This is a genomic window from Polyangiaceae bacterium (assembly GCA_020633205.1).
Taxonomy (GTDB): domain Bacteria; phylum Myxococcota_A; class Polyangia; order Polyangiales; family Polyangiaceae; genus JAHBVY01.
The window spans coordinates 196,219-222,705 of record JACKEB010000013.1 but is presented as its reverse complement, the minus strand read 5'-3'; the positions used below and the strand labels follow the sequence as shown (position 1 = coordinate 222,705).

The window sequence follows — 26,487 nt, the reverse complement described above, 5'->3', positions numbered from 1 at the left end:
GCGCTCGCTGGGTCTGGTAGACTCGCTCGGAATGCACCTGATCGGGCTGCGCATCGCGGGGCTGATACCCTTTCGCGACATCGTCCTGCCGTTCGTGGACGATGGCGGAGAACCGCGCATGCTGACGGTGCTCTACGGCGCCTCTGGAGTAGGCAAGACGACCGTCGTCCACGCCATCGGCTCCACGCGGCCAGGCTATGCCATCGCGCAACCGAAGAGCGCAACCACGTCACAACGCTCGGAGGGCGATTTACCATGGGTGAATGCTGACTGGCGGCTCGGCGACGACGATCCAGAGCGCCCCCACGCGTTGCGCATCGCCTCCCCTGGAGGCACGGTGCTCCTCGACGCCGAAGCGGAGCTGCTCAGGCGACGTGAGCAAGCGCTCTTTGACAAGCTCGCCAAAGACCGCGGCTTCGTCTTCCTCGCGTTCGCCAGCACTCGCTGGTTCTCTCGCCAGCCACTGGTCCTGACGTCCCCTGTTCGTGGGGTGGGCCGCTATGACGTGCGCACGCCCCACAGCTTGGACGACGCTACCCGCAGCGATCTTTCTCGGGAGACGAAGCAGTCCCTCGCCTACGCGGAGATTGGTTCCGCGCTGCAACGCTCGAGTAGCTCACGCGCGGCGGTCCCGAAGCTCGAAATTCTCGGCGCAGCGATGCGCACTGCCGTGAACACGTTGGTGAGCCTGACGGGACACATGTATCACGGTCTCGATCCGCTCAGCTTCGAGCCGATGTTCTCGTCGCCCACTGGGCAACGCTTGAGCTTCGACTCACTGCCCAATCAGGCGCGCCACCTGGTGGCGTTCGCCGCGCTGCCAACGCGAGCGCTCTGGGCCGCGTACACCGGTAGTGATCCTCGAGTCAGCGAAGGCGTCGTATGCATCGACGATGTCGATTTGCACCAGGACCGAGGCACTCAGGCGCGTCTCCTGCCGGCCCTGCGCGCGGCCCTGCCTGGCGTGCAGTGGATCCTGACGACCTCGTCCTCCGAGGTCGCCGGCAGCGCCGATACGCGGGACGTCCTGGCATTGCGCTGGGACGACGATGAGGTTGCGCTGTACGCCGGTGTAGAAGCCCGGGTTCACTGATCCATCGCAGAACCAGCGGTTTTTGTCGGGTTCCGTCCGTCACTTTCAGGGGCTTTGAAAAAGTGAGCAATTCCGGTTGATCACTTTGGTCCGCTGCTAGCCACATGCTTTGAAAACCCGTCGCCGCACTCGGTGCGCGCGGGATGGGATGGTTTGCGAACCCCGCGCTTTGCCGCGCGGTAACAACTAATACGTGTCCAACGCGAATGCTTCGCTAGCGAAGCTACAGGAGAGGTGTATGCGACGAGTTGCCATGGGTGTGATGCTGCTGTGTGCCGTTGGTTGCAATCAGGTCGACGAAGACACTGGCGGAGCCGGCCAGGCCGCCGAAGCGGGATCCGGTGGCGGCTACGCGACCGGAGGCATGCCTGGGACCGCTGGGGCCGGAGGCTACTCAACGGGCGGAGGCTACGCGACGGGCGGCGCGCCTGCAGGCGGCGAGTGCAGCGGAGGTGACGCCGGGGATCCCGGTTGGGGCGGTTCGGGTGGCTACGGAACAGGCGGAAGCGATCCCGGCTGGGGCGGCTCGGGTGGCTACGGAACAGGCGGAAGCGATCCCGGCTGGGGCGGTTCGGGTGGCTACGGAACAGGCGGAAGCGATCCCGGCTGGGGCGGCTCGGGCGGCTACGGAACAGGCGGTAGTGACCCAGGTTGGGGCGGAGGCTGTGGTGATCCCGGAGGATATGGCGGCTACGCCGGAACCGGCTGCGGTACCGGCGGGAGCGCCGGGGGAGATCCAGGCTGGGGCGGCGGCGCTGGCGTTGGCGGCGCGCCGTGTGATCCTGGAGGATACGGTGGGTACGCCGGGAGCGGCGGTGGCTGCGAGCCAGTTCCGTGTGAGCAAGAGTTCGAGCTTTGCCTTGCCGACGGTGCGCCCCCCGAGGTGTGCGAGCCCTTACTCGACGCCTGCAATCCGCCGGCACCTGCCCCGGTGGATCAGTGTGAAGCGGAACTCAACGACTGCTTGCGCTACGTCCCCGACTCCCCGGATGTCTGCTGGCAGCACTACGACTACTGCATGAGTCAGTGAAGTCGCGGCAGGAGCGGCTGAGCTTCGATGATGCGCACTTCCTGGTCCAGGAAGTACTCCGAGCGCTCGCTTATCTGGGCCTCCGAAAAATAGAGGCGCGCCAAACGGAAGAACAGTCCGTGGTGGCGCGCCTCCGCACGCGTCAGCTCTTCGTAGACGCGCTGGAGCTCTCCGTCAGGCAACGCGTCTCGCACCAGCCCCATGCGCTCACAGCCGCGCGCCTCAACGACCCCTGCCAGCACCAGCATGTCGAGCAACCGCTCCTCGCGCCCCGTGCGCACGAGCCTGCGCAAGGCACCGACGTATTCATCCTGGTAGTCGTTGGCGAAGGTGAGGCCGCGATCGCGCAGGACGCGATACATGATGTGGAAGTGTTCGAGCTCTTCCCGGGAGAAGGCGATCAGCTCGTCGAGCATCTCGTGGCGATCTGGGTAGCGCACCACGAAGCTCATGCCGAGCGCCGACGCCTTTCGCTCGCAGGCCGCGTGATCCACGAGGAAACTATTCAGGTCCCCCAGGACCGTGCTGAGCCACTCAGGGCGCGAGGCCCGACGCAGGTCGAACAACTAGCTTGCCTCAGGGGGATGCACGCACAGCACGCTCTCCTCCGAGGGCACGCCGAGGCGCAGGGGAAATCCGTAGTGACCCGTGCCGCGGTGCACGTACAGACGGTCCAGTCCTCGTGCCCATAGACCATGATCCGGCACGCGGCTGAACAGCGTGACCATGGTGTGGGGCAAGCCAAAGCTGAGTAGCCCCACTTGCCCGCCGTGGGTGTGCCCTGACAACACCAAATCCGCGTCACCCGGCGGGAGGTGAATGAAGGCGCCAGGATCGTGGAGCAGCACCACACGCAGCGCGCCGGCGACCCTGGGGTGCGCCTCACACGTCACCTGCATGCGCTCCTTCCGCCCACGAAATGCGAAATCGATACCGAGGATCTGCACCGGCCCGAGCTCGGTCTCCACCACACGCGCTTCGTCGATCAGAAGCTCCACGCCGGCGTGCTGGAGGGCGCGGGCAACCGTGCCTGGCGCCTCGAGATCGTGGTTGCCCCGACAAGCAAAGACCCGCCCCGGCATCGCCAGAAGCGGCTCCAGCGCAGCGGCCAAGAGCCCGGGATCTGCCTGGGACTCCATCGTCAAGAAATCGCCCGTGAGCAGCACCAAATCCGGCTGGCGCGCCACAGCGCGCTCAGCGATGTGCCGCAAGCGCTCCACACTCATGAAAGGGCCGAGGTGAGGATCAGTGATCTGTACGATGCGCAGCGGTCGACTGCCCGGCGCCTTATTTTCCACCCGGATACGTCGTAGTTCGGAGTGCTCGGCGTCTTCCTTGGACACCGCTTCGCCGAAGCGTCCGGCCCGAATGTGCACCTCAGTCTCCCGGGTGCGCAGCGACTGAGCCAAACCGAACATACCGATCAAGTACGGCACCCAGGCTCCGGGCACGCTCCAACCGAGAGCATTGGTGATCGCCCAAGGGAATGTGAACAGCGTGCTCGCCGCGAACCACGACGCCGGCAAACTCACGAGCAAGCGATAGCCGAAGGGCATCAAGCGCGGCCAGATCAGTAGCACCGCCTGCACGAACACCATCGTGTGGAGGTAGACGAACAAATACTGAAGCGCAGGTAGGTCCGGCAGGCGCGAATAGATGGAGATGGCCATCAGGTTGTGAAGGCCAATCACTACCCCACGGAAAATGGCGTAGGGGCGAGAGCGCAGCCACCAAGCGCTGAGCACGACGGCGAACCAACCAACCCACGAGAGCGTGGCGAAGCTGAGTGTCATGGACGAGGCACCCGCAGGCAGCGCGCGGAAGACGCGCGCGGCGACAGGAAGAGCCAGTAGGGGGAGCGCTCCACGCTAAAGCTTCTGGGGCGATTCGGGCGCGATTGCAAGTCCAAGGGGAGACTCAATCGCTGGAAACGTTGGGTTCCGGACGCTCGCTGCTCGCGTCGACGGCAATTTCTCCCCTCATCGCCCGCTCGTCGCCCGCGCCGTGCGGAATGCTAGGCTCTCGGCCGCATGGACTACGTCGGCCGAATTTTCCGTCCGCCCTCTGAAGCACGGAGCCTCCTGCTCCAGGTGAGCGTTGGCTGCAGCCACAACCGCTGTGGCTACTGCGATATGTATCGAGACAAGCGCTTCACCATCAAACCCTGGGAGATCGTCGAGCGCGACATCCAGACGGCAAAGGCGATGGGCCCTCGCTTCGAGAAGCTGTTTCTGTGCGACGGGGACGCACTGATCCTGCCAACGAAACGGCTCCTACAGATCCTGGAAGCGGTGCAGAGAGAGCTGCCCTGGATCGAACGTGTCGGTGTGTACGGCGACACGCGCAGCGTGGGACGCAAGAGCGTCGAAGATCTGACCGCGCTACGGGAGGCGGGCCTTGGCATCGTCTACCACGGCTTCGAGTCGGGCGACGACGAAGTGCTCAAGCTGATCGACAAGGGCGGCACCCGAGCGGATTGCATCGACACCGCAGCCAAGCTCAGGGCGGCAGGCATCGCCCACTCCGTCATGGTCTTGCTCGGGGTTGGGGGTGAGGAGCTCTCGGAACAACACGCAAAGCACACAGCTTCTCTCCTTACGGAAATGGACCCGACCTACGCCGGTGCGCTGACCACCACCTTGGTACCAGGCACGCCGCTCTTCGAGGCCGCCGAGCGAGGGGAGTTCCGCCTGCCAGGCAAGTTCAGGATGCTCCAGGAGCTGCGCACCATCGTCGCCGACAGCAGACTCAGCGCCTGCCGATTCTCATCGAATCACGCGAGCAACTACCTCCCGCTGAGGAGCGAGCTGCCACGAGATCGCGACGAAGTGTTGCGCATCCTCGACGCAGTGATCGCCCGTGGTGACGAACGACTGTTGAAACCTGAAGCACTTCGCGGCCTTTGAGGCGGCGGGGAACTCAGAAAGTAAGCGACGCACCGAACGCCGCGATCGCCAGGACACAAATCCGTTACACAGTCGTCGCAGAGAACGCATGCTGGCTCGATAGGAGCCGAACATGAGCCTCTCTCGCCGCAACTTCCTTAGGTCAACTGGCGCTCTCGGCGCTGCCACCCTCCCCCTCGCGTGCAGCAGCGAGGACACCGCGGAGGAGCAAGACAAGCTCGACCAGTACACCTACGACGGGCCCCTTGGCCCCGAGTCGTTGTTCCAGCACAGCGTCGCGAGCGGGGATCCCCTGACCGACGCGATCATCCTCTGGACTCGCGTTTCCCCAGAGAAATCCGATGAGGCTGTCGAGGTGTGGTGGGAGATCGGTACGGACACCTCGTTCAAGAAGCGTGTCGCCGTCGGCACCGTGACGACCAATGCGGATCGAGACTTCACCGTGAAGGTGGACGTCACTGGGCTGAGCGCCGGCACGACCTACTACTATCGCTTCAAGTCACTCGGGCGCACCTCTCCTGCTGGGCGCACGAAGACGGCCCCGGAAGGTGATGTGAAGAGACTGCGCTTTGGGATCACGAGCTGCTCTTCGATGGCTCACGGCTATTTCCATGTCTATCGAGACCTGGCGCAGGAGCTGGACCTAGACGCCGTGTTGCACCTAGGTGACTACATCTACGAGTACGGCAACGGGGAGTACGGCGACGTGCGCACCTACGAACCGGAGCACGAGATCCTCACGCTCGAGGACTACCGGATGCGCCACTCTCAGTACAAGCGTGACCCCGACCTGCAGGCGATCCACAAGCAGCATGCCTTCATCGCCGTGTGGGACGACCACGAGTCCGCGGACAACTCTTACAAGGACGGCGCCAAGAACCACGACCCGGCCACAGAGGGCGACTGGGCCACGCGCAAGGCGGCGGCGATCAAGGCGTACACCGAGTGGATGCCGATCCGCGGTGGCGAGGACGGGAAGATCTTCCGATCGTTTACGTACGGAAATTTGGCAGATCTGGTTTTCCTCGACACCCGCCTCTGGGGCCGTGACGAAGAGGATGGCAAGCTACTCGGTGAAGCACCGGTCGAAGACCCCGGCCGCAGCCTGCTTGGAGACGACCAGGAGACGTGGCTCGACGATCAGCTGAAGACCAGCCAAGCCACCTGGCGCATCGTCGGGCAACAGGTGATGATGGCGTTCCTCAAGTCTACCGGCGCTCCAAACTCCGAGGGCGGCGGAACGCTGGTAAACCACGACCAGTGGCAAGGCTACCCGGGCTCGCAGCAGCGGTTCATGTCGCTTCTCAGCGACAACCAAATCGACAACGTCGTGGTGCTCACCGGAGATATCCACAGCGGCTGGGGTTGCGACCTCACCCCCGATCCCAACAACACGGACTTCTACGACCCGGCGACTGGCAAAGGCTCCGTTGCAGTCGAGTTCGTGACCTCTGCCGTAACTTCTCCAGGATTTCCCGCTGGAATTGACACGGTGGTCAAGAACGCGCTCGTGGAGAACCCGCACATCAAGTACTCCAACGTCACCCAGCGCGGCTTCTTCATCCTCGACCTGGACAGCGAACGGGTCCAGGCCGCCTGGTACGTGTACGACGACATCGAGACGGCAGACGGTGGAGTGAAAAGCCTGGACGCAGTGCTCGAGAGCAAGAGCGGAACGAACTTCCTCGTCCCCGCCGATGAGCCTGCGGCACCGAAGGCCGCTCCGCCGGCCGCGCCTTGAATCCACGCTGCGCTACACTTCCCGCGCCTGCATCACACCGCATGCCAACCCGCCCCAGAAAATCGCTGGCCGTGCGGCTCACGCTGAAAATGAGCCCACGCCGGCTTGGGGCTTGCGGGTTGACTTGAGTCCTCGCCGAGCGTCGGTGTAAGCCAGCCGTTGCATGGCAGACACAATGCAGGCAGTGGTGGCGGAGAGTTTGTCCGGGGTGAGCGCGCTCAGCCTCAAGGCGCAGCCGATACCAGAGCCCAAGCCTGGCCAAGTCTTGGTGAAGGTGAAGGCGGCGGGCATCAACTACGCCGATGTGATGCAGGCGCGCGGGCTCTACGCGGGCGGACCGAAGCCCCCCTACATCGCGGGCGTCGAGGCCGCTGGTGAGGTGGTTCAAACGACGGAAGGCTGCGGCCTGAACGTCGGAGACCGCGTGATGGGCTACGGTGTGTCGGCTTTCGCGGAGTACATCGCGTGGCCCGCGGGAAACCTGTTGCCGCTGCCTGAAGGCTGGACGATGGAACAAGGCGCGGCGTTTCCTGTGCAGTGGCTCACCGCCTACGGCTGCCTACGCACGGTCGGGCGACTCCAAGAAGGCGAATCGGTGTTGATCCACGCGGCGGCGGGCGGCGTAGGCTTGGCCGCTACGAAACTCGCGAAGCACCTCGGTGCGAAGGTTTTTGCCACCGCTTCCAATCAGGAAAAGCTGGAGCTTGCAAAGGCCCATGGGGCGGACGAGCTGATCAATTATGCCACGCAGGATTTCGTCGCAGAGATCAAGGCGCGCACTGAAGGGGCCGGTGTCGACCTGGTGTTGGAGATGGTGGGCGGAGAGGTCTTTGAGCGAAATTTCCGCGCGGTTAAGCCCTATGGGCGTATCGTGGTCTTCGGCTCCGCGACGGCCAAGCAAGCGGTGATCGACAACACCACGCTGATCTTCAAGCCTGTCGAGGTCATCGGCTATCACTTGGCGGTGATGGCGCAGAAGCGCCCCGACTTGATGATGCCGTGTCTCGGCGAGGTCATGCAGCTGGTGCACAAGGGCATCATCAGTCCAGATGCACCCAGCTCGTTTCCTTTGCGCGACGCGGTGCGTGCATTGAGTGACCTGGAGGAGCGCAAGACGACAGGAAAGCTGGTCCTCATCCCATGATGGCGCGTGATCGCGAAGTGTCTCGTGCGACTGGGGCAGCTGCGCTGCTCCTCACCCTCGCCCTCACACCGAGCGCGTGCGGCGGCAACGCGACCGAGCCTGCCCAGTCACCTTCCGAAGCCGCGAGCGCGACCGCTGCAAGCAGTACATCGCCTGGACCCGCTCACGCTGGGCATGCTGAGCCTGGACACCACGGCCATCACGCCGGCGGTGGGGGACACCCTGGACACCACTCGACGACGGCGAACCATCGCTTCGAGGATCCCGAACGCTGGGCGAAGGTCTTCGACGACCCGGAGCGCGATGAGTGGCAGAAGCCTGACGCGGTACTCGACTTCCTGAAGCTGCCCGAAAACGCGCTGGTCGCGGACCTGGGCGCGGGAACAGGCTACTTCTCCGTGCGGCTCGCCAAGCGTGTGCCGAAGGGCAAAGTATTCGCGGTCGACATCGAGGACAAGTTGCTAAAGCACCTGGCAAGCCGCGCGGAAAAGGCGAAGCTCGGCAACGTGATCACGGTGCTCGCAGCGCAGGACGACCCGAAGCTCCCCCCAAACCTCGACTTGGTGCTCGTCGTGGACACCTATCACCACATCTCTGAGCGTGTGCCCTATTTCGAAGGCGTCGCGAAGAAGCTGTCCGCGAAGGGGCGCGTCGTCATTGTCGACTTCAAGCTCGGTGATTTGCCCGTGGGTCCGCCGGACAAGCACAAGATCTCACAAGACCAAACGCACACCGAGATGGAGGCCGCGGGCTTTCAGCTCTGCGACGAGCTGAAAACCCTGCCCTACCAGTACGTCTTGAGCTTCGGTCCCCACTGCTAGACCGGAGCTCGTGCTCACAGCCGCGGCGGCGGCTGCGTCGAGGCGGCTCTACTGTGTCGTGGCGGCTCTACTGCGCCGCGATAGCGCTCGCTTCGAGCGCGGCGCTGCGTCGCTCCACGTAGAAAACGCCTAGCCCGTTCCACCAGCCAGCCTCCGTGTGGTCGCCCTCGAGCTCGCGCTCCCAGAGCACGTCCAGCGTGCCAGCGCGTAGCGCCTCCCGCGTCGCCCCGCGGATCACCGGGTCGTTCCAGTCGTCCACCAAGACTACCGAACGCGCGGCGAGCAGAGGCTCAACCGACGCGATGCCGTGATAGGTCCCCGCAAAGGAGTGGTCACCGTCGTAGAAGTACACGCCGATGGGCGGCGGAATTCGCTGCTCCCTGAAGAGCCGTGCGCTGGTCGTGTGGTGGAAGACAATGCGCGCGCTCCGCTCCTGATAGCGCTCGATATTTCGATAGAGCGCCTGCTTGGCGAGGCAGCCAAGCCCGGTGAACCGACCTACCAAGCGAAATTTGTCGCAGGCGAAACAGGTGCGCCCTGGATTGTCGATCGCAGCGGACATCAAGGTGCGCCCTTTCCAGGTTCCAACCTCGAGGTAGTGCTCCTCAGGGGCCATGTTGCGCACGAGATCGTTCAGGAAGCGACACACCCGAGCGCTCGAAAGGCCTTCGATGTCTACCAGCGCCTCCGCGGCCGCATAGTCCCGGTGCTGTTCGAGCAGTTTGGCAGCGATGTTCTCTTGCATGGTTGTCTCCCGCTCGCGTTCGAGCACGCGCAGGCGCACGGCTTCTCGGCGAGTCTTTAGGTCAAGCGCATGACGCGGAGCGCGCGAGCCACTCCGAGTTCATATCCTCAAGGATACGTTGTTCGGCCCACATGGCCTGCCGGTGCTATCGCAAGCGGCGTGCCACGCAGCGCAGCGCTAGTGCCCGTGGCCGAAGGCAAGAGAGCGGATGCGAAAGATCGCGATGATTCAGCGAAACCGCCTTCGCACACCGGGAGCCACAAGATTGGTGCGCGCCGTGTTCCGCGCTCTGGGGCACCGTGGCCAGGCCATGGCCGTGCGACGCAGGCACACGTTGGTGTCTGAGAATCACACCAATCGCAGTTCCGCACGGTATAAACGCGAGCTATCGCGTTGCCGCGGGCCCCCGCATCAATCGCCGAATACGTGTACGATCAGCTGGCGCGTGTGGGGGCGATCCCGGTGCTCCCACAAGTAGATCGCCTGCCAAGTACCCAGCCCGAGGCGCCCGTTGACGAGCGGAACGCTCTCGCTGGTCTTGGTGATCGCGCCCCGCACATGCGCAGGCATGTCATCGGGCCCTTCGTCGTCATGCTCCCAGCTTCGAGCCCTCGGGACCTGCTCAGCCATCCAGCGCTCGAGGTCCCGCAAGACGGCGGGATCCGCGTTCTCCTGGATCACCAGGCTCGCCGAAGTATGGCGAACGAAGACCGTGCACAGCCCCATGGACACCCCTGAAGCTTGGGCCACCTGTGCGACCTGTGGGGTAATGTCCCGAAATCCCACGCCGTTGGTGGAAATCTCGATGATTTGCTGGTGCGTCTTCACGGCGATACGTATGCGATGATTCGCTGCCGAGCGAAAGCTCGGACTTTCTGATGCCGTCTCCTGCCCAAACCACGTTGAATCGAGCCCGCGAGCAAGCGCTGGGTCGCGTAGACCGTTTTTTCTCGGCAGGACGTCTGCGGCGTTGGGCGCGCTCACTCTACCTAGCCATGCTCGAGCACCACGCCGGGCGCGTGGCAGGAGCGATGGCGTTCGACCTCTTCTTGGCGATGATCCCGCTGCTGGCGCTCGCCGGTTGGGCCCTGGGCCTGCTGGTGAGGCGCCGACCGGAGGCGCTCGAGAGCGCGACGCTGCTCCTTGAGTGGACCCCTACGGATGTCCAGAGCGTGCTCAGCCAGCAGCTCGGGCGCTACGCAGAGAGTGCGGCGGTCGCCCCCCTCGCCTCCCTTGGCGCACTCTGGCTAACCAGCGGTGCTTTCCACACGGTAATGAACGTATTCGAGGGAGCGCTGAAAGCAGAGAAGCGCCCGTGGTGGACCAAGCGCCTACTAAGCCTGGGCTGCGCTGCGGTCGTCGTGGCGGCAGTGCCCCTGATCGCTTGGCTGGCGGTTGCCATCGCGGGTGGACCCGTTGCGATCCTGCATGCGACGCTGGAGAACGAAACGGCAGATCTCGAGCTGGCCCGTGCGGTGGTCAGCTTGGTAACCTTCGTTGGGATGACCGCGTTCACGGCGGCCTTTTTCCGCGTGGCAGTCAAGCGTCCGGGCGTGAGGCGCCGCGTGTGGCCCGGAGCGGCCACGACGGTGTGCCTTGGAGCGCTCGCATCTTGGGGCTTCGCTGCGTATGTGAAGGAGCTCTCACGCTTCACGTTGTTCTACGGCAGCTTGGCGACAGTTGCGGTGCTCATGCTGTGGCTTTGGCTGTGCTGCGCTGCGCTGCTGCTCGGTGGCGAGGTCAACGCGCAGCTCGAGGGAGTTCGCGGGCCGAGTCTCGCGCCGACACCGCCAAGCCCCCACTCGGAGCCGGACGAGCCAGAGGCCGGATGACTCACTGCCCGGAGTCGACGTCGGACGACACGCACACCCCGTAGCCTTCGGGGAAGTTCGCGGGCGCCTGACAACGCCCGGTGCCGCACTCGGAGTTGGCAGCGCCTAGCTTGCAGATGCGCACGCAGCGACCGCTGGCTTGGGAGCAGATGTGGCCCGCTGCACACGGGCACTCCTGCCCGGCGGTGCCAGCACCTGGGGGGACGCACGAGGTCGTGCCGTCAGCCCTCACGACGGTGCAAGCCGTGCCCTCTTTGCAGACGCAGCCCGCGTTCGGATCCGTGTTGTCGCACGGATACGGCTCTCCCAAGCTGCAGTTGTCTGCGGGCGCGCAAACCGGCACGCTGAGCTGTCCGTTTTCGGCGCTTGCGTCATCTCGGAGCGGACGTTCGGCACAGAAGCTGTTTTCTGCGCAGCTGGTCTCGGAGTCACAACAGAACGGACGGCAACGACCGAGGTTTTCCTCACCCACGCACCCGAGCCCGGGCATGCAGTCCCCAGAGGAGGTGCACGGCTCGCCGGTGTCTTTGGCGCCAGCTAGCTCACATCGCCGCACCAGGTTCGACGCGCCTTCCCTGCGGATATGACAGGCGAACACCGGTGTTTCGCCTGGGGGGATCCCCTTCATCGAGGAGCCGGCGCCTTGGCCTGCGGCTCCGCCGGCCCCCGCCGCGCCTCCCGTTAGACTAGAGCCAGCTTCCCCGCCACCAGCGCTGCCGCCAGTTCCGCCTGCGCCAGCTGTCGTGCCCGCGCCTCCGCCGCCTCCAGTACCACCTTGAGCTGCCCCACCGGAGCCAGCGCTCGGCATGTAGTCCTTACACGAGAGCGCGTCGTCCGGTTGGCACTCGCCCACACCACACGCTTCCACCGGGCCGGTCCCACCGCTACCAGCGGCGTCCACCAGCGGCACGTCGAGGGAAGATCCATCTCCCGGGTCCCCGCCGCAACCGACGCAGCCCGCGCTGCCACCGAAGCCGCCATTGGACGAGCCTGAATCCGAAGCCTCGGAGGTCGAGCAGCTCGCGCCAAGGGCGATCGCGAACAGCCCAAGCGCGAACGCACCACTGCTGAGGCGGCCGAGCCATTGAGGATGGGTGCCGAGCTGAGAGGCAAAGCGAGTCATATCCAAGCGCCGGCCATCAAGCCGGGTCTCCTCAGATATACAGCACAGCACGTGCCAAGGCGAACTCAGTGCGGGAGAAACCTCTGGCTTCTCGCGGGAGCGAGGGACGGCTCTGGCAACCGTGTCATGGTTCAGTGGGCCAACCTACAGGCGATGGTTGGCCCACACGAGGAACTACTTGAGTGCGACGTTCATGACGACGGTGTTAGCGGCGCTGTCGTAAACGCGGACACTCATCATCACCGGCCCCTTGCCTGCGAACGGAGTCACGTCGGCGTCGAACTCTTCCTTCGCTTCATCGTAAATTCCGTCCTTGGGGTCGAATGGGAACCATTCGTTGCTTCCAGCCACGGAAATTTCGATGCGCTGGATTGGACCAACACCGTCCACAGCCGTGCCCGTGATGTGGCGACCGTTGGAGGCCAGGCCTTTGATGGCGGGGGGGGTGTTGTCGACGATGATGACGTTGCTCTCGAGGCGGTGGCGCTTGACGCGTGAAGGAGTGTTGCTGGGCGCATCGGACGCCGTCACTCGCACACGGTACTTGCCCTCAGGCAGATCGCCCGTCTCCCATGCGTAGTTTGGGGACGTGACCTTCTCGTTGGGCTTTTCCAGGGGGTAATACGTCGTGGTGCCGACGAGCCGGTACTCGAGATGGTAGTCGAGGATGTCGTTGTCGGGATTGTCGACTCGCCAAGTCAGGTTGACCTTGGTGCTGGGCTTTTCGTTCACGGGACCGCCGGAAGACTGCATCCCCGGGTTCGTGTTGCTCTTCACCTTGACGTCGATATTGGTAACGACAGCCTTCAAGTTGTCCGTGATGAATGGGAGCGTCACCTCGGTGAGCTCGGCCTTCGGGTCCTTCGACCAGCGGGCGCGCACCTGAATGAAGCGACCCGCAGGGCTCTTCACTTCACCAGGCTGGGTGATGCCGCCGCTCCACGCGCTCCAGGAGTCGTCGGGCTCCTTCGTGTTACCGGTGCGGGTGCTGAATTCGAGGAGGCCGTCGGCCTCCCACGTCATGCGCCCAAACGTCGCGCGCAGATTGGCGTCTAGGACCTTGCTGGTCCACACCGCGTCGGGACCACCCACGCCACGCACCGGATGCACCACGACGGGGTCGCTCGCGATGACGTACTTGTCCTTGCCGTTCATCACGAGCGACGCGACCTGGCGCTCCTCTACGTCTCCCACGAGTACGGAGTTGTGGGCGTCATCTACGGTGTAGATCCTGCCCTCGGCTCCGGTCCCCACATAGGGTTTGCCATCGTCGCCCATCGTCAGCGTGACGAAGTGTTCTGACGAGTCTTCGTAGAGCTTCTCAGGCGCGCCTTCCTTGTCGAAAACGTAGAGCATGCCCTTGCCGCGAGTCGTGGGCGGCGAAGGAACCGGGCCCTGAAGGTTCAGGCCAGATGAGTACGACGCGTAGCTGCCGGCGGAAATTTCGTTGGCGATCGCGTAGACCAAACCGCCAGCTCCGAACGCGATTCCTCGCACCTCGGTAGCGGCGAAGTCGTAGATGACCTTGGGCGCTTTGTTACCGCCCTCGACCTGGTAGAGCTTCCCCTTCTCTCCACCGCCGACGTAGACCTTTCCGTCGGGAGACACCGCGACGCTCATCAGGTGCTTTTCGTCGGAGCTCATGAAGACCTGAGCCTGACCCTGCTGGGAGATCCGATAGACCTTCCCCTCCGGGCCGGTCGCCGCGTACACGACCCGAGCCTTCTCGTCGTAGGCCAGCGCCCAGATGTGCTTGGCGTTTGGCAGCTTTGCGAGGGTGGTGAGCTTGCCCTTCTCCCACTTCTTTACCTCGCCACCAGGGAGCGTCCCGAGAATGACGGCGCCGCCCCAAGCTTCGACCATCGAGGTGATGGCGAGCGTCTTGGTCTCCGCCAACACGCTGGTCTTGGCGCCCTTGAGAGCGATCAGCTTGCCCTCATTGCCGGTGCCGAGCAGCAGCGTGCCGTCCTTCAAGAGCAGCGAACTCCAGACGGTGTCCGCCCCTTCGATCCCGACCTTGCCGAGGTTCAGGCCCGCGCGCACGCGCCCAGCGGAGTCGATGGCGACGCCCTTCAGGTCACCACCTTCGAAATCAGCCTTGGTGCCGAGATCGAAGGTGCGAGTACCCACCGCGGAAGCGGTGGAGGGAAACAGCGCCGAAAGCAGCAGACCAGAAACCACCAACCCGGAGGCGTAGGTGAAACGTGAAGCGAGGCGTAGTTTTGACATGTGCATTTCTAGACGAGCGAGTAGTCGAGCCAGTTTGCGGAGGCGCGTGGGCCCCAGTGAAAATCGATTTGGTGAGGGAAGTTAGCGGATGACGGGACGGACCTTCACGTCGACCCGATCGCCGCCCACCATGAACAGAGGCAGCGGCACCACTTGGCGCACCATCGGAGAGAAGGAGCTCGGGGCGATGCTGGACTGAGTCGGACGAATCATGTCCATCGCGCCCGGAGGGAGATCCTCGGCGATCATCCCCTTGTACGCGACACCGCCGGTTTTCGCGCTGTAGCTCACGATGAGCGACTTCGGGGGGTAGATCGGATCTTCGAAGTTCTTGATCAACTCCCCCAGATTGTTCGGCGGAGCCTTGGTCTTGTAGTGGGTGTAGCCGGGAGACAGGCTGAGGCTGACGGTTTGGCCCGCCAGATCCTTCGGCAGCGGCACCTTGATCACCCGGGTGATCTCCTTGCCAGCCCAGGGCATCAACGTCAGCCGAATCCGCGCGGACTGTCCCGCGTCCACCTCGGGATCCAGCAGCTCTGTGCCCTTCAGCATGTAGATCTCGCGGGCAAAACGGAATTCGATCTCCATCGTCACGCCCTCGATGAAGGCGTACTCCCACGGGTTGTTCATCACAGCCCCGATCGCGCGGACCAAGTTGGAGCCGATGAAGTCCCGAGGAGACGGTGAGCCACCGACGGAGACACCGAAATCCTCCAGTTCGATTTCGCCGTAACCCTTGATCTTGAGCTTGCTGGTCGCGTTCCAGCTGATGTCCTGGTTCTCCGCAGCGACCGCTTGCATCGCAGAGCCGAGGGCGACTGCAACGAAGGAAGGCGTCATGAACTTTTCATGCGCCACTTCGAAGTCCCACTTGCTGAAGGGATTGCCCGGCACACCCTTGATCTTCAGGCTGACGGGGAAGGTTGGCGCCTTGAGCGTCTGATCGACGACGATCGACGCTTGGCGGTCGTTAACCAGGGTGCCCATGGGGCGTACCGACTCGCCGATCTTGAACGAGCGCGACACGCTCGCCATGAAGTGGAGGACGCGACCAATCGTCGTCGGTAGGGCGGTGTTACCCGACATCATCATCGGGTGACCGAAGGCGACCAACTTATCGCCCTCCACGCGGGTTACGGTGCCGAGGCCCATACCGCTCATATCCCCGCGGATTAGCTCGACGCCCACGGCGCCACCGTCTTCGAAGCGAGTGGGCGCGCCAGGCGCCACGCCGGAGCTTCCGCCGGCCTGCAGTGGCTCGAGGCCCAACGGCGCGAAAAGCTCGCGGGCGACTTCGATCGCGCCTGTCGTCATTCCGCCGATCATGATCGGCGTGGTAACCGGACGCACACCGGTGGTTTCGCTTGGCGCCTTGGCGGCCTTCGCCTTGCCGATTTGCTCGGCGTGCTTCGTCAGATCGTAGTCTTGAATCTTTCCGGCGAAGCGCTGCTGCGATCCGGTTTTCTTCAGCGCTTGCTTGGCCTTTCCACTGGGCGCCTTCGGCAGCGCATGCAACGGCCAACCATCGATCTGCTTGGGCAGCGGTCGCACCAAGTCATCAAGCATCAAGCCGATCGGCGTGACTCCTGCGACGGGTTCGCGCCCGAAGGTCCACCCGTAGGCGTAGGCGCCGATCATCTTGTTGTTGATGTAGATCGGGCTGCCGCTCATGCCCGCAACGACCTTGGCAACTTCGAGTCGTGGGTGCTTGGTCTTGATCAGGATCAACTCCTGACGCGGCTGGAAGTTCTTGAGAACGTCGATGACCTCGACCTCGAACTTCTCCGGCTTGGTGCCTTTGAACACCGTGAGGCCGTAGCCCTTCATTCCAGGCTTGATGTCCTTGACCGGCATCACATCCGGCCGCGACGTGAGGCCATCTGCCTTGGCTGATCGAAGACCGATGGGAAGTGGAGCCAGCAGGCCAATGACGGCCGCAGCCGCAATGAATGTAGTCGCCCTCAAAGTGGGCTGAGCATACCACCAGGCTCGCCAGGGCAACTGGAAAGCGCACCCAGCCCTCGAACCGGAAGATCCAAGCACCAGGCCACTCTCGGTCAGGCTTGGGTCTCGCCAGAAAGTTCCCATAATCTGCGCAGCAGGGGGCGGTGGTAGTTCGACGGTGCTCGACTCTAGAGGCTGTCCTGAGCTACTGCGATGACCTCGCCGACTTGCCCGGCGACCCGCTCTCGGAAGGCTGTTGCTGTCGTCGCTGCCTCCTGCGTGCCCCTCGAGGAATCATGGATTGGCTGATCGTGATCACGCTTGCTGCCTCGTTCGGCGCGCTGGTCACCAGTCATTTGACCCTGTGCGTGGGATTGGCGCGGCGCGAGGGATTATGGCGAGGAGCTCTAGCGTTGCTGGTTCCGCCGCTCGCCCTGGTCTGGGGGCTCACCCATCGGCTCCGTCTCCGGAGCGCCGTGTGGCTCACCTCTGCGGTGCTCTACATCGTGGCTCTGATCGCAGCCAACTCGGGGATCTAGCGTCGGCTCGAACGCGATCGAGTGTCGCCCTGCGCGATCCGAATCACTTGCGCACAGGCGCTTCTTTGGTCAGCGGGCGCATGCGCTGAAAGCCTTCAAGCACCCACCGATCGCGCAAACGTTTGGCGAGCGCTTCGTCGTCGCGCCACGGGATGCCCACGGCGTAGATCAGACACGCATCGGGATACACATCGGGGTAAGCCGCAAACGCGCCGGAGAAGAACTTGCGTTCGAGCCCCAAATCCACATAGCCATCGACGGACTTCACCAGCATCGGCTTGCCACGATACTCGCGGCGCTTGGTTCGCAGAGGACTCAAGTCGACGTCGAAGGCTTCGACCTTCGTCCATGCCCAAGCCTCGAAGCGCTTCATGCAACTCCGAGAGTCGGTGCTCTCGCCAGGAGGAACGGGCTGCACGAATACGATCGCCATGACGTGGTGATCGTCTCCGTAGCGAAAGCCGGTGAAGTGCTTCACGCCCCAGAAGCGCACCCGCTTCCAGTGCTCCCAGTCCGGAGTCGGCGCATGGATTTGGTCGTCTTTGTCATTTCTCGACCCCCAGGGCGCCGCGAGCAGTCGCTCCAGCGCGGCGTGGTGTGGGTCATGCGCATCCCCACCAGGTTCAGCAACGCTCACGCTCGTGGGCTCTGGGGGAGCGCCGGGAGGTTGGCGAGCCACACTGCTCCCGCCGCAAGCGACCAGCCCCAGCGCAATCGCAACCCACACAGCGAAGCGCAGTGAGGCTGCAACGAGCGCAGGCTCCGACGTCGAGAGGCGGAAAGCACGCTCCTCGGGCGCACCACGGTCGGCTCGCATCCCGCGCATGCCTGGAATGTAGCACTTGAAGGTCGCGGCCATGGACCGCGGACGGCCACGCGAGCCTCCGGCTGCGCGAGTGACCAACGAAAGCTGAGCGCGCGGCACAACGAGATGGACGGGCCAAAAGCCCGTCACAATCAAATCGCGCGCACATCTCACGCATCCCCCGAGCTCCGAGGGCCATGCTTCTGCGGCGCGACGCTTCTGCGGCGCGAGGCTTCTGCGGCGCGAGGCTTCTGCGGCGCGAGCGTTTTGCGCACCTCACCCGACAAGGGCCTCTCCCGATCGGGGTAGCGGAACTTTCCGAGACCTGCGTACCCTTTGAGGTTGGGGAAACCGGTGACTGAGGAAGCCGGGACGAAAGGACTGCCATGAACATTACCAAGCTCATCAAGCTCACAACCGCGATCAGCGTGTTGTCACTTGCTGGGTGCCCAGGACAAGCCGGGCCTGGGCCCAACCCACCCCCGCCGCCTGATGCTTTCGCAAACGAGAAGTGCGATCCCAATCAGATGAACCGCGCGGAACCGCTGATCGTCGATTGGCGGGGCAACGACCGCTTGAATCTCGAGGCCGCGATGCGCCAAGGCGTCGCAGTCGTCTCTTACAGCTGCAACGCGATCAAGTTGCTACCGAACTGCCGCGTCAAGGGTGACTACGGCTTCATCGGTGTGTCGACGAAGCAAGAGAAGCTCAGCCTCAAGGACCAGTCCGAGATCGTGGCGAACCTGCCGTTGACCGGCATGGCGCTGATCGCGAAGGCGGGCGGCCAACTCAAGCAAGGCTCGGGCATCGACGTGCAGCTGATCATGGTCGGCAAGAAGCGCACGGCCATCAGCGAGGTCGAAAAGGTGAACCTCGAGGGTGAGTGCGACGGCGCGACCCACTTCGTGCAGGGCGCGACGGTCGGTGCATTCATCGTCAGCACCGACTCTCAGGCGCTCGGCAGCGTGATGGCAGAGGTGATGGGGGGCGGCGGAAGCGCTTCCAGCGCGAAGTCCAAGCAGAGCCAGGTCGTCGACGGCCATCCCGACGAGTGCGACAAGGCGAACCCCGACTCGGATCATCCGCCCTCCCAGTGTCAGTCTGCGATGCGCCTCGATCTCGTGAAGATCTCCGGCATCGGTGAAGACGCCGCGAAGCCGAAGGAGGATGGCGATCTCGGTGAAAGCAAGACCCACGGTAAAGACGTCGCGACCTGTCCGCCAGGCCTCGTGCCAAGCGGTGGCAAGTGCACTAAGAAGTCGAGCAAGGTCTCGAACTACGAGTGCAGCGGCAAAGACGAAGCCGAGTGTGCGACCCAGTGCGGGCAGGGCAACTTCGCGAGCTGCCGCTTGCAGGGCCTCTTGCAGGAGGACGGCGGGCGCTACACCGACGCGACCAAGAGCTACCTCGTAGCGTGCAAGGGCGGCGACGCGATCGCTTGCTCGAACGCGGGCTACATGTATCGCGCTGGCCGCGGCGTGCCAAAGGCAGACGACACCGCGGCAAAGCTGATGGCCCTGGGTTGCGAGTCGGGTGACGCCCGTGGATGCACCGACCTCGGGTACTACTACGAGAAGGGGATTGGCGTTGCTGCGAGCGACACCGAAGCAGCGAAGCTCTACAAGCGCGGCTGCCTCGGCGGCAACCAGACTGGCTGCGCCAACTACGCCTACATGCTCAACACCGGCACCGGCGTTGAGAAGGACCACACCCAAGCCGCCGTGTATCGCCGACGTGCGTGCCTCGCTGGCAATGCCCGCTCGTGTAGCGACCTCGGCTACCAATATGACCGTGGTGAGGGTGTACCGAAGGACCTAACCAAGGCTCAAGCGCTCTACGTGCAAGCCTGTGATGGAGACAACGGCGTTGGCTGCACCAACGCGGGCATCACCTTCGAGGAAGGCGAACGCGCGGACATCTCGCGCGCGGCGACCTACTACCAGAAGGGATGCAAGCTGGAGTCCGGAACCGCCTGTCGTCTACTGGGCGGCCTGTACCAAACGGGTCGCGGCGTGGCGAAGAGCTCGGATCTGGCCCGCGCCTCCTTCAAGAAGGCGTGCGATCTCGGTGACTCTGAAGGTTGCAAGCTAGAGAAGACGGTAGCCACCGCCACCGCCAAGGCCGTTGCGCCGTTCAAGTCTGGAACCCGAGTGCGCGCCACCCGCAGCTACGACGGAAAGATCGTCGCGGGCATGACCGGCACCTATTACGGAACCAACGGTGCGGAACCGCCAGCCTTCGTGATCTGGGACAAGCAAATCGGCTCAAGCCCCACCTACTACATGGACGAAGGCGCGCCCGCGGGCAAGGACGCCTACGCCTACTGGGTGCCCTGGGACGTGCTCGAACGCGCGATGGCCCCAGGCATGCGCGTGCGAGCTGCGCGGGACTACGACGGCAAGATCACCAAGGGCATGCTCGGCACCTACTACGGGACCAACGGCGGAAACCCGCCAGCGTTCGTGCTGTGGGACAAGCGCATCGGCGCGAACCCCGTCTACTACTCCGACGAGGGCGCTCCCCCAGGCAAATCGGACCACGCCTACTGGGTGCCTTGGAACACGATCGAAGAAGTGCTCAAGCCTGGCACCCGCGTCGTCGCGCTCAAGAGCTACGACGGCAAGATCACCAAGGGCATGGAAGGCGTGTACTGGGGAACCAATGGTAAGAATCCACCGGCCTTCGTTGTGTGGGACAAGACCATCGGCACGAACCCCGTCTACTACTCGGATGAGGGAGCTCCGCCCGGAAAGAGCGCGAACGCCTACTGGGTGCCTTGGGACGTCATCGACGAGGCCTTGTCGAGCGGCGTGCGCGTGATCGCGACCAAGAACTACGACAGCAAGATCAAGCGCGGCATGATGGGTACCTACTACGGCACCAACGGCAAGAGTCCGCCCGCCTTCGTGCTCTGGGACGACTTCATCGGCTCGAGTCCGAACTACTACACCGGCGGTGGCGCGCCCCCGGGGCGTGACGGATACGCCTACTGGGTCGAGTGGGACGTGATCAAGCAAGCGTTCCTCCCCGGCCGCAAGGTGAAGGCCGTGCGGAGCTACGACGGCAAGATCAACACCGGCGACATGGGCGTGTACTGGGGCACGAACGGCGGAAACCCGCCGGCCTTCGTGCTCTGGACGAAGACCGTTGGCGCAAACCCCGTGTACTACACCGACGAAGGCGCACCCCGCGGAAAGAACAAGAACGCCTACTGGGTGCCCTGGAACGTGATCCAACCGCTCAACTACTGAGCAACGAGATCACCCACACGAAGACGGCGGGCCGCATCACGCGCCCGCCGTTTTTACGTTTGTCCTCTCCCCCAACAAGTAAATTCCGCAAAGAATTAAACGGAGCCTGCAGGCTGAGGCGGTGCGCTAGGCTCCGAGCGAGCTCTGCTGTTTTTGGGGGTGAGGAACGGCGCAGCCCGCCGCGTCGCAACGTCCAGTCCACTTCAGACGGTTCTTCGCGAAGCGTTCATACGCAAAGTCGAGGCCGTGACTCAGACCCGGCAGCCGCGTCAACGCGACGAGCGGAGAGAGCCCGACCGCTGAGTAGAGTCGCCTGAAGACCTCCACGCCGGTGATCCACTCGCCGTTTGGCAGGCGCCCGTGGATCTTGTCCATCAAGGTCAGGTAGTCGGTGCCGAGCGCCGCGGCGTCAAACTCCGGCGCGGCGATGTCAGTGAAGCGGATGCGCTGACGCCGGTCGAGCTTCTGCAACATGCGGATCTCGCGCACGCACAACGGACACTCCCCATCGAAGAACACCTCGACCTGGTACTCGCTCATATGCGAGCTGTGAGACCACCAAGGCGCGATGTAAAGATCCAGCCATGAGCGCTGACGAAGTTCTGCAAACTCCGCGGCTCTCGTTGAATCAGGCCAGCACTGCTGACGCGGCCTTCATTCTCGAGCTGATGAATGAGCCGGGCTGGCTGGAGCACATCGGCAACCGCAACGTCCACAGCCTGGCGGACGCCGAGAGGTACATCCGGACACGCCTCACCGAAAGCTACGACACACACGGTTTTGGGCTCTGGGTGATGCGTAAGCGCGAGTGCGGCCGTGCCATCGGACTGTGCGGCCTAGTCCGTCGCGGGTTCCTGCGCGGGATCGATCTGGGCTTCGCGCTCTTCGAGCGTGAGCAAGGCCAAGGCCTCGCCTACGAAGCCGCGACCAGCTGCGTGACGTTTGCCCGTGAGCGCCTGGGAGAGCGCGAACTCTTGGCGATCACCGGAGAGAGCAACACGCGGTCCCGCGCTCTGCTGCGCAAGCTGGGCTTCAGTGGTGGCGAACCACTGCGCCTGCCTGACTCGGCTACGACGGTTTTGCTCTATCAGCTCGAGCTTTGAAGGGCTTAGCCGGTGCGGAGCGGCGCCGTCGGAGCGCGCCGCGGTGGAAACGCAGCGCCAACCTGCAAAACGCGCGCTAGACACTTTCGACGGTGTCGGGCACCAAGGACGCATGCAGCCGTCGTTGATCAGCGCCGAGGCCTTCACCGAACTCGTCCGCGAGCACATGCACATGGGAGACGATTTCCGCTTCGGCGTGCTCGAGCTCGAGCGCGGGAGAGCACGCATCGGCCTCGAGCCGTCTGAGCGCTTTCGCCGCCCGGGTGGCACCATCAGCGGGCCCACGTTGTTCACGCTCGCGGATCTCACGCTCTGGGCGGCAGTGCTCTCGGAGATTGGGATCCAGGCCATGGCCGTCACGAGTGACATGACCCTGCACTTTCTTCGCCGGCCGCGCCTGAAGGCGATGGTGTGCGAGGCGCAGATCCTCAAGGTCGGGCGCAAGCTGGTACACGGCGACATCCGGATCTGGCTGGCGGATGAGTCCGACGTGGTGTGTCACGCGACAGGAACCTACGCGCGCCCTGAGACGAAAACAGAAACGCCCTGAGTCCCTCGACTCGGGGCGCTTCGGTCGGTCCTGGCGCGGAGCATTTCCTTACGGAACTATGTGTCCGCGCTCCGGGGCGTTCAGATGGTCACGCTCTTCACGCGGATCTTGTTGATATCGAACACACCGAGGCCCAGCTCACCCGCGGTCTTGATGTACTTCGGCTCGCGCTTGACGTCGGCGAGGGACTTCATGTTGCGCTGCTTGCGCTCGTCGTCAATCACCTTCCAACCGTAGCGGTCCATCGCGACGGGGTCAGTGGCCACATACACCGCACCGTGGGGGATGCGCGTCTTGGGGTCGCGATCCAACGGGCCGCGGTCGTACATGATCTTGAACGCATCCGTGATGTGCAGGCGCACGCGGCTGGTGACGATGGGGTGGTTGTAGAGCATCGCGATCTGCGGACTGGCGAGATGCGCGTGGTGATCGTGGGGGTTGTTCACGTTGCCGTGGGTGATGTTCTTCAAGCAACCGGTGTAGCCGCAGATCCCGTGATCCTTCATCTGCGTCATGTCGATCACGGCGGTCGCCTCGAGCATCTGCGTGGCGTACTTCGTCTTGATGCCCTGGTAGATCATGATCTCCGGCATCTTGTGATCGAGGTTGTTGTGGGTCGCGGTCTTCACGCCGTCGGGCAGGTCGTAGCCCTTCACGCTGACGCGCGTGCCCATCAAGAAGGTCGGGAACTGCTCGTACACCGTGATCTTTTCCGCGGGGACACCGACGCCGATCACGGCTTCGACGACCGGTTTGATCAACTCGAAGTTGACCGCCATCGTGTAGCCCTTCTGGCCAGCGATGCCATTCACCTTGATGGCGACCGTGTCGTCCTTGTGCACGAAGCGCTTCATCGCCTCGACCAGGTTCGGCTTACCCGTGAACTCGGTCATCGCGCGCTCGAGTAGCTGCTTCGCGACGTCCGCCTTGGGCCACAGCTGGTTCGGCTGCATGAAGGAGGCGAAGTCGCCCTTCTTCTCGACCTTGACGATCTTGCCGGGCACCGCCATCGGCTTGAAGCCCTTGGGAGGCTTCGCGGTCAGGCTCTTGGCGACTGCTTCGTCAGAGAGTCCGGTGAGCATCGCGGCGCTGCCGAGCGCCACCGAGCCCTTGATCAGATCCCGGCGACTAACGCTCAGCCCACGGACCTGGTCCGCGGCTTCTCGAACAGACGCTCGTAGCTCTTCGGCGATCGAATCACGCTCACTCATAGTTCCCTCCGATAACGTTAGGGAACTATCACGGCGCTGGGACCCGGGCAAAGTGCCGCTAGCCGGTTCTGGGGCGAACTAGCGCGCCTCTCCCCCGCCCTCGCTGGCCACTTCAGACGCCGCGGTGGGGTCGCTGCAACAGCGAAACGAGACGAAATAGTAGGTGAATTCGGGTTCGTGGCTGGTCGTCACCGGACGACAAGCGTTGCGGACGTGTCCCCACGCCCCACCCTTCAGCGCGGCAAAGACGGCGCGCTGTTTCGGGCGATCTCGGTCCGCCAGGGCCCACTCGTCGAAGTTTCCGGTGAGGTCGTAGACCCCGAAGTCGCTGACGCATTCCTTCATCGCGCCGCTGGGCTTGCTCTGATCGAGGCGCTTCAGCTCCGGTTCGCTGACCGCGGGATCGCTCGAATAAATCTTCTTGAGACTGGGACTGATCCAGCGGTTGTCGATGTTGCATTTCTTGCTGGAGCGTTCCCATCCATAGGGAAACGGCTTTTCTGCTGGGCCTTCGCAGGCGGCGACCCATTCGCTCTCGTAGCAGAGGCGCTTGCCAAGCGCGCCACACGCCCCTGCCGCGTCGTACCAGCTCACCATTACGGGCGGATGGCCGCCTTCCTCATTCGGGTACTCGTAGCGATCGATACAGAAGTCGAGCTTCACCCGCTCCGCCTTGCAGGTGTTCTCACCCTCAGCGAAACGGTGGCAAATCGTGATGTGGTTGCTCCGGTCGTACTCGCTCTTCAAGCACTTGCGCTCCATCTCCGGGCAGTAGTCGTGCTGCACGTGGAGCATGCCGTCAGGGCAAGGCGGCGGAGGGGTAGGCTTCGCCTCCGCGCTGGAAGCCGACGCAGCCGGACTAGTTGTCAGCGGGGCCACGCTACTGGCGAGCGGCTCCACGGGCGACACTGGCGCTGCCTCGGGCGGGCTCTGACTTCCGCACGCGACGCTCAACCCGAGTACGAAGCCGGTCGCGAGGGTGCACTGGATCCCACGAGCCAAGGTCTGACACCGCGGAGCTGCTGACTGGGTGGGCATCGGCACTATCAGGTCGGGGCGTCGCACACTCACCACGCCCCGACCTCGAGTAGCGCACTCTCAACAGGTCTCTCAAGGCTTCGCTCAACCTTTGGGCTTTTTGGCCTTATCCGGCTTGTCTTCCTCCGCAGAGTCCTTCGGCGGAGGGGGTGGATCGACGACGATCAACGGGCTCAGGCGCTTCAAGGTGCGCACACCGATGCCGCGAACGCGCAACAGATCCGTCTTGCGACGGAAGCGCTTGAGCTTTTCCCTGAGCTTCACGATGGTCTCCGCGCGTCGCTTCCCCACCCCTGGCAAGCGCTGAAAGTCCTCGACGCTCGCCGTGTTCAGGATCACCTTGCCGTCGCTTGTTATCCCCGCGGATTTTTCTTTGGGGTGAGGGTGAGCAATGGCAGAGGCTTCGGCCGCCGTCTGGGCGCTGGGCTTCGGCGGTAGCAGCGCGCTCGCTGGTGGCGCGGGCGGAGTACTGGGTACCCAGTCCACACCGAGTTGGGAAGCGAACAGCGCCCCGGAGGATTCCTCCGGGGAGCCGAGGCCAAACACGCCCTTCGCGCGCAAGGTCGACCAAGAGCCGATGAGTGACAGCACGAAGAGCACGAACACAACGCCCACGCCCTTGCTCAAGATCGGAAACCACACGCTCTGCTTGAGGCGGGCCAGAAAGCCTGCCTCTGCTTCTGCGTCCGGTTCCTGAAGGTCGACCCAAGCGTGCGCGGGTGGTCCCCCGAGGACCCATGCAGGGTCCTCGGGGAGGACGGCAGCGGAGCCGACGCGCGTTTCCTCGCGGTTTTGCGGAGGCTCCTGGGGGCGACCTTCGTTACCTCCTTCGCTGGTCTGTGCCATCCCGGTAGCCACCCTCAGGCCAACGCCTGATAGCTGAGGCCACGCGAGTCACCCTCCGCCGGCGTCGCCTCCTTCGGCACGAAGTCGCGGATTTGCATGTCTCCGGACACCGGCATGGCGTCGAGCTTGACGTTGATGGAGCCATCGACGTTGACGAAGGCAACGCCCACGCGATTCCAGTACTTGCGGCCCTTGTTCTCAGTGATGCAGTAAACAATCTTGGTCTTGCTGTTCATGACGTTCTCTCCTAGCTACGCGAGCACCACGCTGTTGCGCGGCGCCGTGCTCGACCGTTAGCGAGCGGCGTGCCAGGAGATTCAGCGCGGAAATGCAGCCAAAAGCCGCTCAGACGTGGCTGGCGGCCAACCAGCGCTGGCGAGTTGCGCCAGCGCAAGCCCTGAGCCGAACACTGGCGCCCTGAGTCAACGGCTGCGTCCAAGCAACCAGCGCAGGACCCTCTCAACCTGCAGCATGCTGCGTGCGAGCGCTCGGATTCTTAGAAGGCTCTAGCCCTGACAGTGCCTTCGGGTACAACG

24 protein-coding genes are annotated in these 26,487 nt (G+C 63.8%); 11 read left to right on the top strand and 13 right to left on the bottom strand.

Annotated elements, in window-relative coordinates; all coding sequences use genetic code 11:
* The first annotated feature begins 31 nt into the window (after positions 1–31).
* Complete coding sequence (locus tag H6718_17265) at positions 32–1,093, top strand: hypothetical protein (protein ID MCB9587152.1); 1,062 nt, start codon at positions 32–34, stop codon at positions 1,091–1,093.
* A 238-nt stretch (positions 1,094–1,331) separates the two neighbouring features.
* Positions 1,332–2,123, top strand: a complete 792-nt coding sequence (locus tag H6718_17260) for a hypothetical protein (GenBank protein ID MCB9587151.1) — start codon at positions 1,332–1,334, stop codon at positions 2,121–2,123.
* Here H6718_17260 and H6718_17255 read toward each other — a convergent pair.
* Positions 2,117–2,689 (bottom strand): tRNA-(ms[2]io[6]A)-hydroxylase, encoded by a 573-nt coding sequence (locus tag H6718_17255; GenBank protein MCB9587150.1) that lies wholly within the window; start codon positions 2,687–2,689, stop codon positions 2,117–2,119. The two genes, H6718_17260 and H6718_17255, sit on opposite strands and share 7 nt — an antisense overlap.
* Complete coding sequence (locus H6718_17250; protein ID MCB9587149.1) at positions 2,690–3,916, bottom strand: metallophosphoesterase; 1,227 nt, start codon at positions 3,914–3,916, stop codon at positions 2,690–2,692.
* A 237-nt stretch (positions 3,917–4,153) separates the two neighbouring features.
* Between H6718_17250 and H6718_17245 the strand changes: the two genes are divergently transcribed.
* The 4 genes from H6718_17245 to H6718_17230 all read left to right on the top strand — a co-directional run bounded on the left by H6718_17245 (position 4,154) and on the right by H6718_17230 (position 8,735).
* Positions 4,154–5,029 carry a radical SAM protein gene (locus H6718_17245; GenBank protein ID MCB9587148.1) on the top strand — a complete coding sequence of 292 codons (876 nt, stop codon included), beginning with the start codon at positions 4,154–4,156 and terminating at the stop codon, positions 5,027–5,029.
* Between the two features lie 112 nt (positions 5,030–5,141).
* Positions 5,142–6,770 carry an alkaline phosphatase D family protein gene (locus H6718_17240; protein ID MCB9587147.1) on the top strand — a complete coding sequence of 543 codons (1,629 nt, stop codon included), beginning with the start codon at positions 5,142–5,144 and terminating at the stop codon, positions 6,768–6,770.
* Positions 6,771–6,933: 163 nt separating this feature from the next.
* Positions 6,934–7,914: an NADPH:quinone oxidoreductase family protein gene (locus H6718_17235; protein MCB9587146.1), complete on the top strand. Its 981-nt coding sequence runs from the start codon at positions 6,934–6,936 to the stop codon at positions 7,912–7,914.
* Entirely contained in the window at positions 7,914–8,735 is an 822-nt protein-coding gene (locus H6718_17230; GenBank protein ID MCB9587145.1) for a methyltransferase domain-containing protein, read from the top strand. Before H6718_17235 ends, H6718_17230 begins: the two co-directional genes overlap by 1 nt.
* A gap of 67 nt (positions 8,736–8,802) precedes the next feature.
* Here the strand turns inward: H6718_17230 and H6718_17225 are convergent, their stop codons facing one another.
* Entirely contained in the window at positions 8,803–9,480 is a 678-nt protein-coding gene (locus H6718_17225) for a class I SAM-dependent methyltransferase (protein ID MCB9587144.1), read from the bottom strand.
* A 411-nt stretch (positions 9,481–9,891) separates the two neighbouring features.
* The gene (locus H6718_17220) at positions 9,892–10,308 is read right to left on the bottom strand and encodes a YjbQ family protein (GenBank protein ID MCB9587143.1); all 417 of its coding nucleotides are present in this window, start codon (positions 10,306–10,308) and stop codon (positions 9,892–9,894) included.
* A gap of 167 nt (positions 10,309–10,475) precedes the next feature.
* On the opposite strand from H6718_17220, the gene H6718_17215 reads away from it, so the two are divergent.
* Entirely contained in the window at positions 10,476–11,312 is an 837-nt protein-coding gene (locus H6718_17215; GenBank protein ID MCB9587142.1) for a YihY/virulence factor BrkB family protein, read from the top strand.
* Between the two features lies 1 nt (position 11,313).
* On the opposite strand, the gene H6718_17210 is transcribed toward H6718_17215, so the two are convergent.
* From H6718_17210 to H6718_17200, 3 genes are all read right to left on the bottom strand, one after another.
* Positions 11,314–12,435: a hypothetical protein gene (locus H6718_17210; protein MCB9587141.1), complete on the bottom strand. Its 1,122-nt coding sequence runs from the start codon at positions 12,433–12,435 to the stop codon at positions 11,314–11,316.
* Positions 12,436–12,609: 174 nt separating this feature from the next.
* Positions 12,610–14,664 (bottom strand): fibronectin type III domain-containing protein, encoded by a 2,055-nt coding sequence (locus H6718_17205; GenBank protein MCB9587140.1) that lies wholly within the window; start codon positions 14,662–14,664, stop codon positions 12,610–12,612.
* An 81-nt stretch (positions 14,665–14,745) separates the two neighbouring features.
* Positions 14,746–16,629 (bottom strand): hypothetical protein, encoded by a 1,884-nt coding sequence (locus H6718_17200; GenBank protein MCB9587139.1) that lies wholly within the window; start codon positions 16,627–16,629, stop codon positions 14,746–14,748.
* A gap of 275 nt (positions 16,630–16,904) precedes the next feature.
* On the opposite strand from H6718_17200, the gene H6718_17195 reads away from it, so the two are divergent.
* Entirely contained in the window at positions 16,905–17,147 is a 243-nt protein-coding gene (locus tag H6718_17195; protein MCB9587138.1) for a hypothetical protein, read from the top strand.
* Positions 17,148–17,190: 43 nt separating this feature from the next.
* Here the strand turns inward: H6718_17195 and H6718_17190 are convergent, their stop codons facing one another.
* Positions 17,191–17,973, bottom strand: coding sequence for a hypothetical protein (locus tag H6718_17190; protein MCB9587137.1), 783 nt, complete (start codon positions 17,971–17,973; stop codon positions 17,191–17,193).
* Between the two features lie 365 nt (positions 17,974–18,338).
* On the opposite strand from H6718_17190, the gene H6718_17185 reads away from it, so the two are divergent.
* Positions 18,339–21,203: an SEL1-like repeat protein gene (locus H6718_17185; protein ID MCB9587136.1), complete on the top strand. Its 2,865-nt coding sequence runs from the start codon at positions 18,339–18,341 to the stop codon at positions 21,201–21,203.
* Between the two features lie 126 nt (positions 21,204–21,329).
* Here H6718_17185 and H6718_17180 read toward each other — a convergent pair whose 3' ends face one another.
* On the bottom strand, positions 21,330–21,743 hold the full coding sequence (locus tag H6718_17180; GenBank protein MCB9587135.1) for a DUF393 domain-containing protein: 414 nt from the start codon (positions 21,741–21,743) through the stop codon (positions 21,330–21,332).
* A gap of 44 nt (positions 21,744–21,787) precedes the next feature.
* Here H6718_17180 and H6718_17175 point away from each other — a divergent pair, with 44 nt between their 5' ends.
* The gene (locus tag H6718_17175) at positions 21,788–22,306 is read left to right on the top strand and encodes a GNAT family N-acetyltransferase (GenBank protein MCB9587134.1); all 519 of its coding nucleotides are present in this window, start codon (positions 21,788–21,790) and stop codon (positions 22,304–22,306) included.
* Positions 22,307–22,418: 112 nt separating this feature from the next.
* The gene (locus H6718_17170; GenBank protein MCB9587133.1) at positions 22,419–22,856 is read left to right on the top strand and encodes a PaaI family thioesterase; all 438 of its coding nucleotides are present in this window, start codon (positions 22,419–22,421) and stop codon (positions 22,854–22,856) included.
* A gap of 80 nt (positions 22,857–22,936) precedes the next feature.
* On the opposite strand, the gene H6718_17165 is transcribed toward H6718_17170, so the two are convergent.
* From H6718_17165 to H6718_17150, 4 genes are all read right to left on the bottom strand, one after another.
* The gene (locus H6718_17165; protein MCB9587132.1) at positions 22,937–24,067 is read right to left on the bottom strand and encodes a DUF362 domain-containing protein; all 1,131 of its coding nucleotides are present in this window, start codon (positions 24,065–24,067) and stop codon (positions 22,937–22,939) included.
* Between the two features lie 78 nt (positions 24,068–24,145).
* A complete protein-coding gene (locus H6718_17160) occupies positions 24,146–25,105 on the bottom strand; it encodes an SUMF1/EgtB/PvdO family nonheme iron enzyme (protein MCB9587131.1) in 960 nt (319 codons plus the stop codon).
* A gap of 84 nt (positions 25,106–25,189) precedes the next feature.
* The gene (locus H6718_17155; protein MCB9587130.1) at positions 25,190–25,951 is read right to left on the bottom strand and encodes a helix-hairpin-helix domain-containing protein; all 762 of its coding nucleotides are present in this window, start codon (positions 25,949–25,951) and stop codon (positions 25,190–25,192) included.
* Positions 25,952–25,965: 14 nt separating this feature from the next.
* Positions 25,966–26,187 (bottom strand): hypothetical protein, encoded by a 222-nt coding sequence (locus tag H6718_17150; GenBank protein MCB9587129.1) that lies wholly within the window; start codon positions 26,185–26,187, stop codon positions 25,966–25,968.
* Between the last annotated feature and the right edge of the window lie 300 nt (positions 26,188–26,487).

What these genes read in the sequence shown, in the direction of transcription:
- H6718_17265 (MCB9587152.1), top strand. Translation starts at nt 32, where the DNA reads ATGCACCTGATCGGGCTGCGCATCGCGGGGCTGATACCCTTTCGCGAC.
- H6718_17260 (MCB9587151.1), top strand. Translation starts at nt 1,332, where the DNA reads ATGCGACGAGTTGCCATGGGTGTGATGCTGCTGTGTGCCGTTGGTTGC.
- H6718_17250 (MCB9587149.1), bottom strand. Translation starts at nt 3,916, where the DNA reads ATGACACTCAGCTTCGCCACGCTCTCGTGGGTTGGTTGGTTCGCCGTC.
- H6718_17245 (MCB9587148.1), top strand. Translation starts at nt 4,154, where the DNA reads ATGGACTACGTCGGCCGAATTTTCCGTCCGCCCTCTGAAGCACGGAGC.
- H6718_17240 (MCB9587147.1), top strand. Translation starts at nt 5,142, where the DNA reads ATGAGCCTCTCTCGCCGCAACTTCCTTAGGTCAACTGGCGCTCTCGGC.
- H6718_17235 (MCB9587146.1), top strand. Translation starts at nt 6,934, where the DNA reads ATGGCAGACACAATGCAGGCAGTGGTGGCGGAGAGTTTGTCCGGGGTG.
- H6718_17230 (MCB9587145.1), top strand. Translation starts at nt 7,914, where the DNA reads ATGGCGCGTGATCGCGAAGTGTCTCGTGCGACTGGGGCAGCTGCGCTG.
- H6718_17225 (MCB9587144.1), bottom strand. Translation starts at nt 9,480, where the DNA reads ATGCAAGAGAACATCGCTGCCAAACTGCTCGAACAGCACCGGGACTAT.
- H6718_17215 (MCB9587142.1), top strand. Translation starts at nt 10,476, where the DNA reads ATGCTCGAGCACCACGCCGGGCGCGTGGCAGGAGCGATGGCGTTCGAC.
- H6718_17210 (MCB9587141.1), bottom strand. Translation starts at nt 12,435, where the DNA reads ATGACTCGCTTTGCCTCTCAGCTCGGCACCCATCCTCAATGGCTCGGC.
- H6718_17205 (MCB9587140.1), bottom strand. Translation starts at nt 14,664, where the DNA reads ATGTCAAAACTACGCCTCGCTTCACGTTTCACCTACGCCTCCGGGTTG.
- H6718_17195 (MCB9587138.1), top strand. Translation starts at nt 16,905, where the DNA reads ATGGATTGGCTGATCGTGATCACGCTTGCTGCCTCGTTCGGCGCGCTG.
- H6718_17190 (MCB9587137.1), bottom strand. Translation starts at nt 17,973, where the DNA reads ATGCGCGGGATGCGAGCCGACCGTGGTGCGCCCGAGGAGCGTGCTTTC.
- H6718_17185 (MCB9587136.1), top strand. Translation starts at nt 18,339, where the DNA reads ATGAACATTACCAAGCTCATCAAGCTCACAACCGCGATCAGCGTGTTG.
- H6718_17180 (MCB9587135.1), bottom strand. Translation starts at nt 21,743, where the DNA reads ATGAGCGAGTACCAGGTCGAGGTGTTCTTCGATGGGGAGTGTCCGTTG.
- H6718_17175 (MCB9587134.1), top strand. Translation starts at nt 21,788, where the DNA reads ATGAGCGCTGACGAAGTTCTGCAAACTCCGCGGCTCTCGTTGAATCAG.
- H6718_17170 (MCB9587133.1), top strand. Translation starts at nt 22,419, where the DNA reads ATGCAGCCGTCGTTGATCAGCGCCGAGGCCTTCACCGAACTCGTCCGC.
- H6718_17165 (MCB9587132.1), bottom strand. Translation starts at nt 24,067, where the DNA reads ATGAGTGAGCGTGATTCGATCGCCGAAGAGCTACGAGCGTCTGTTCGA.
- H6718_17160 (MCB9587131.1), bottom strand. Translation starts at nt 25,105, where the DNA reads ATGCCCACCCAGTCAGCAGCTCCGCGGTGTCAGACCTTGGCTCGTGGG.
- H6718_17155 (MCB9587130.1), bottom strand. Translation starts at nt 25,951, where the DNA reads ATGGCACAGACCAGCGAAGGAGGTAACGAAGGTCGCCCCCAGGAGCCT.
- H6718_17150 (MCB9587129.1), bottom strand. Translation starts at nt 26,187, where the DNA reads ATGAACAGCAAGACCAAGATTGTTTACTGCATCACTGAGAACAAGGGC.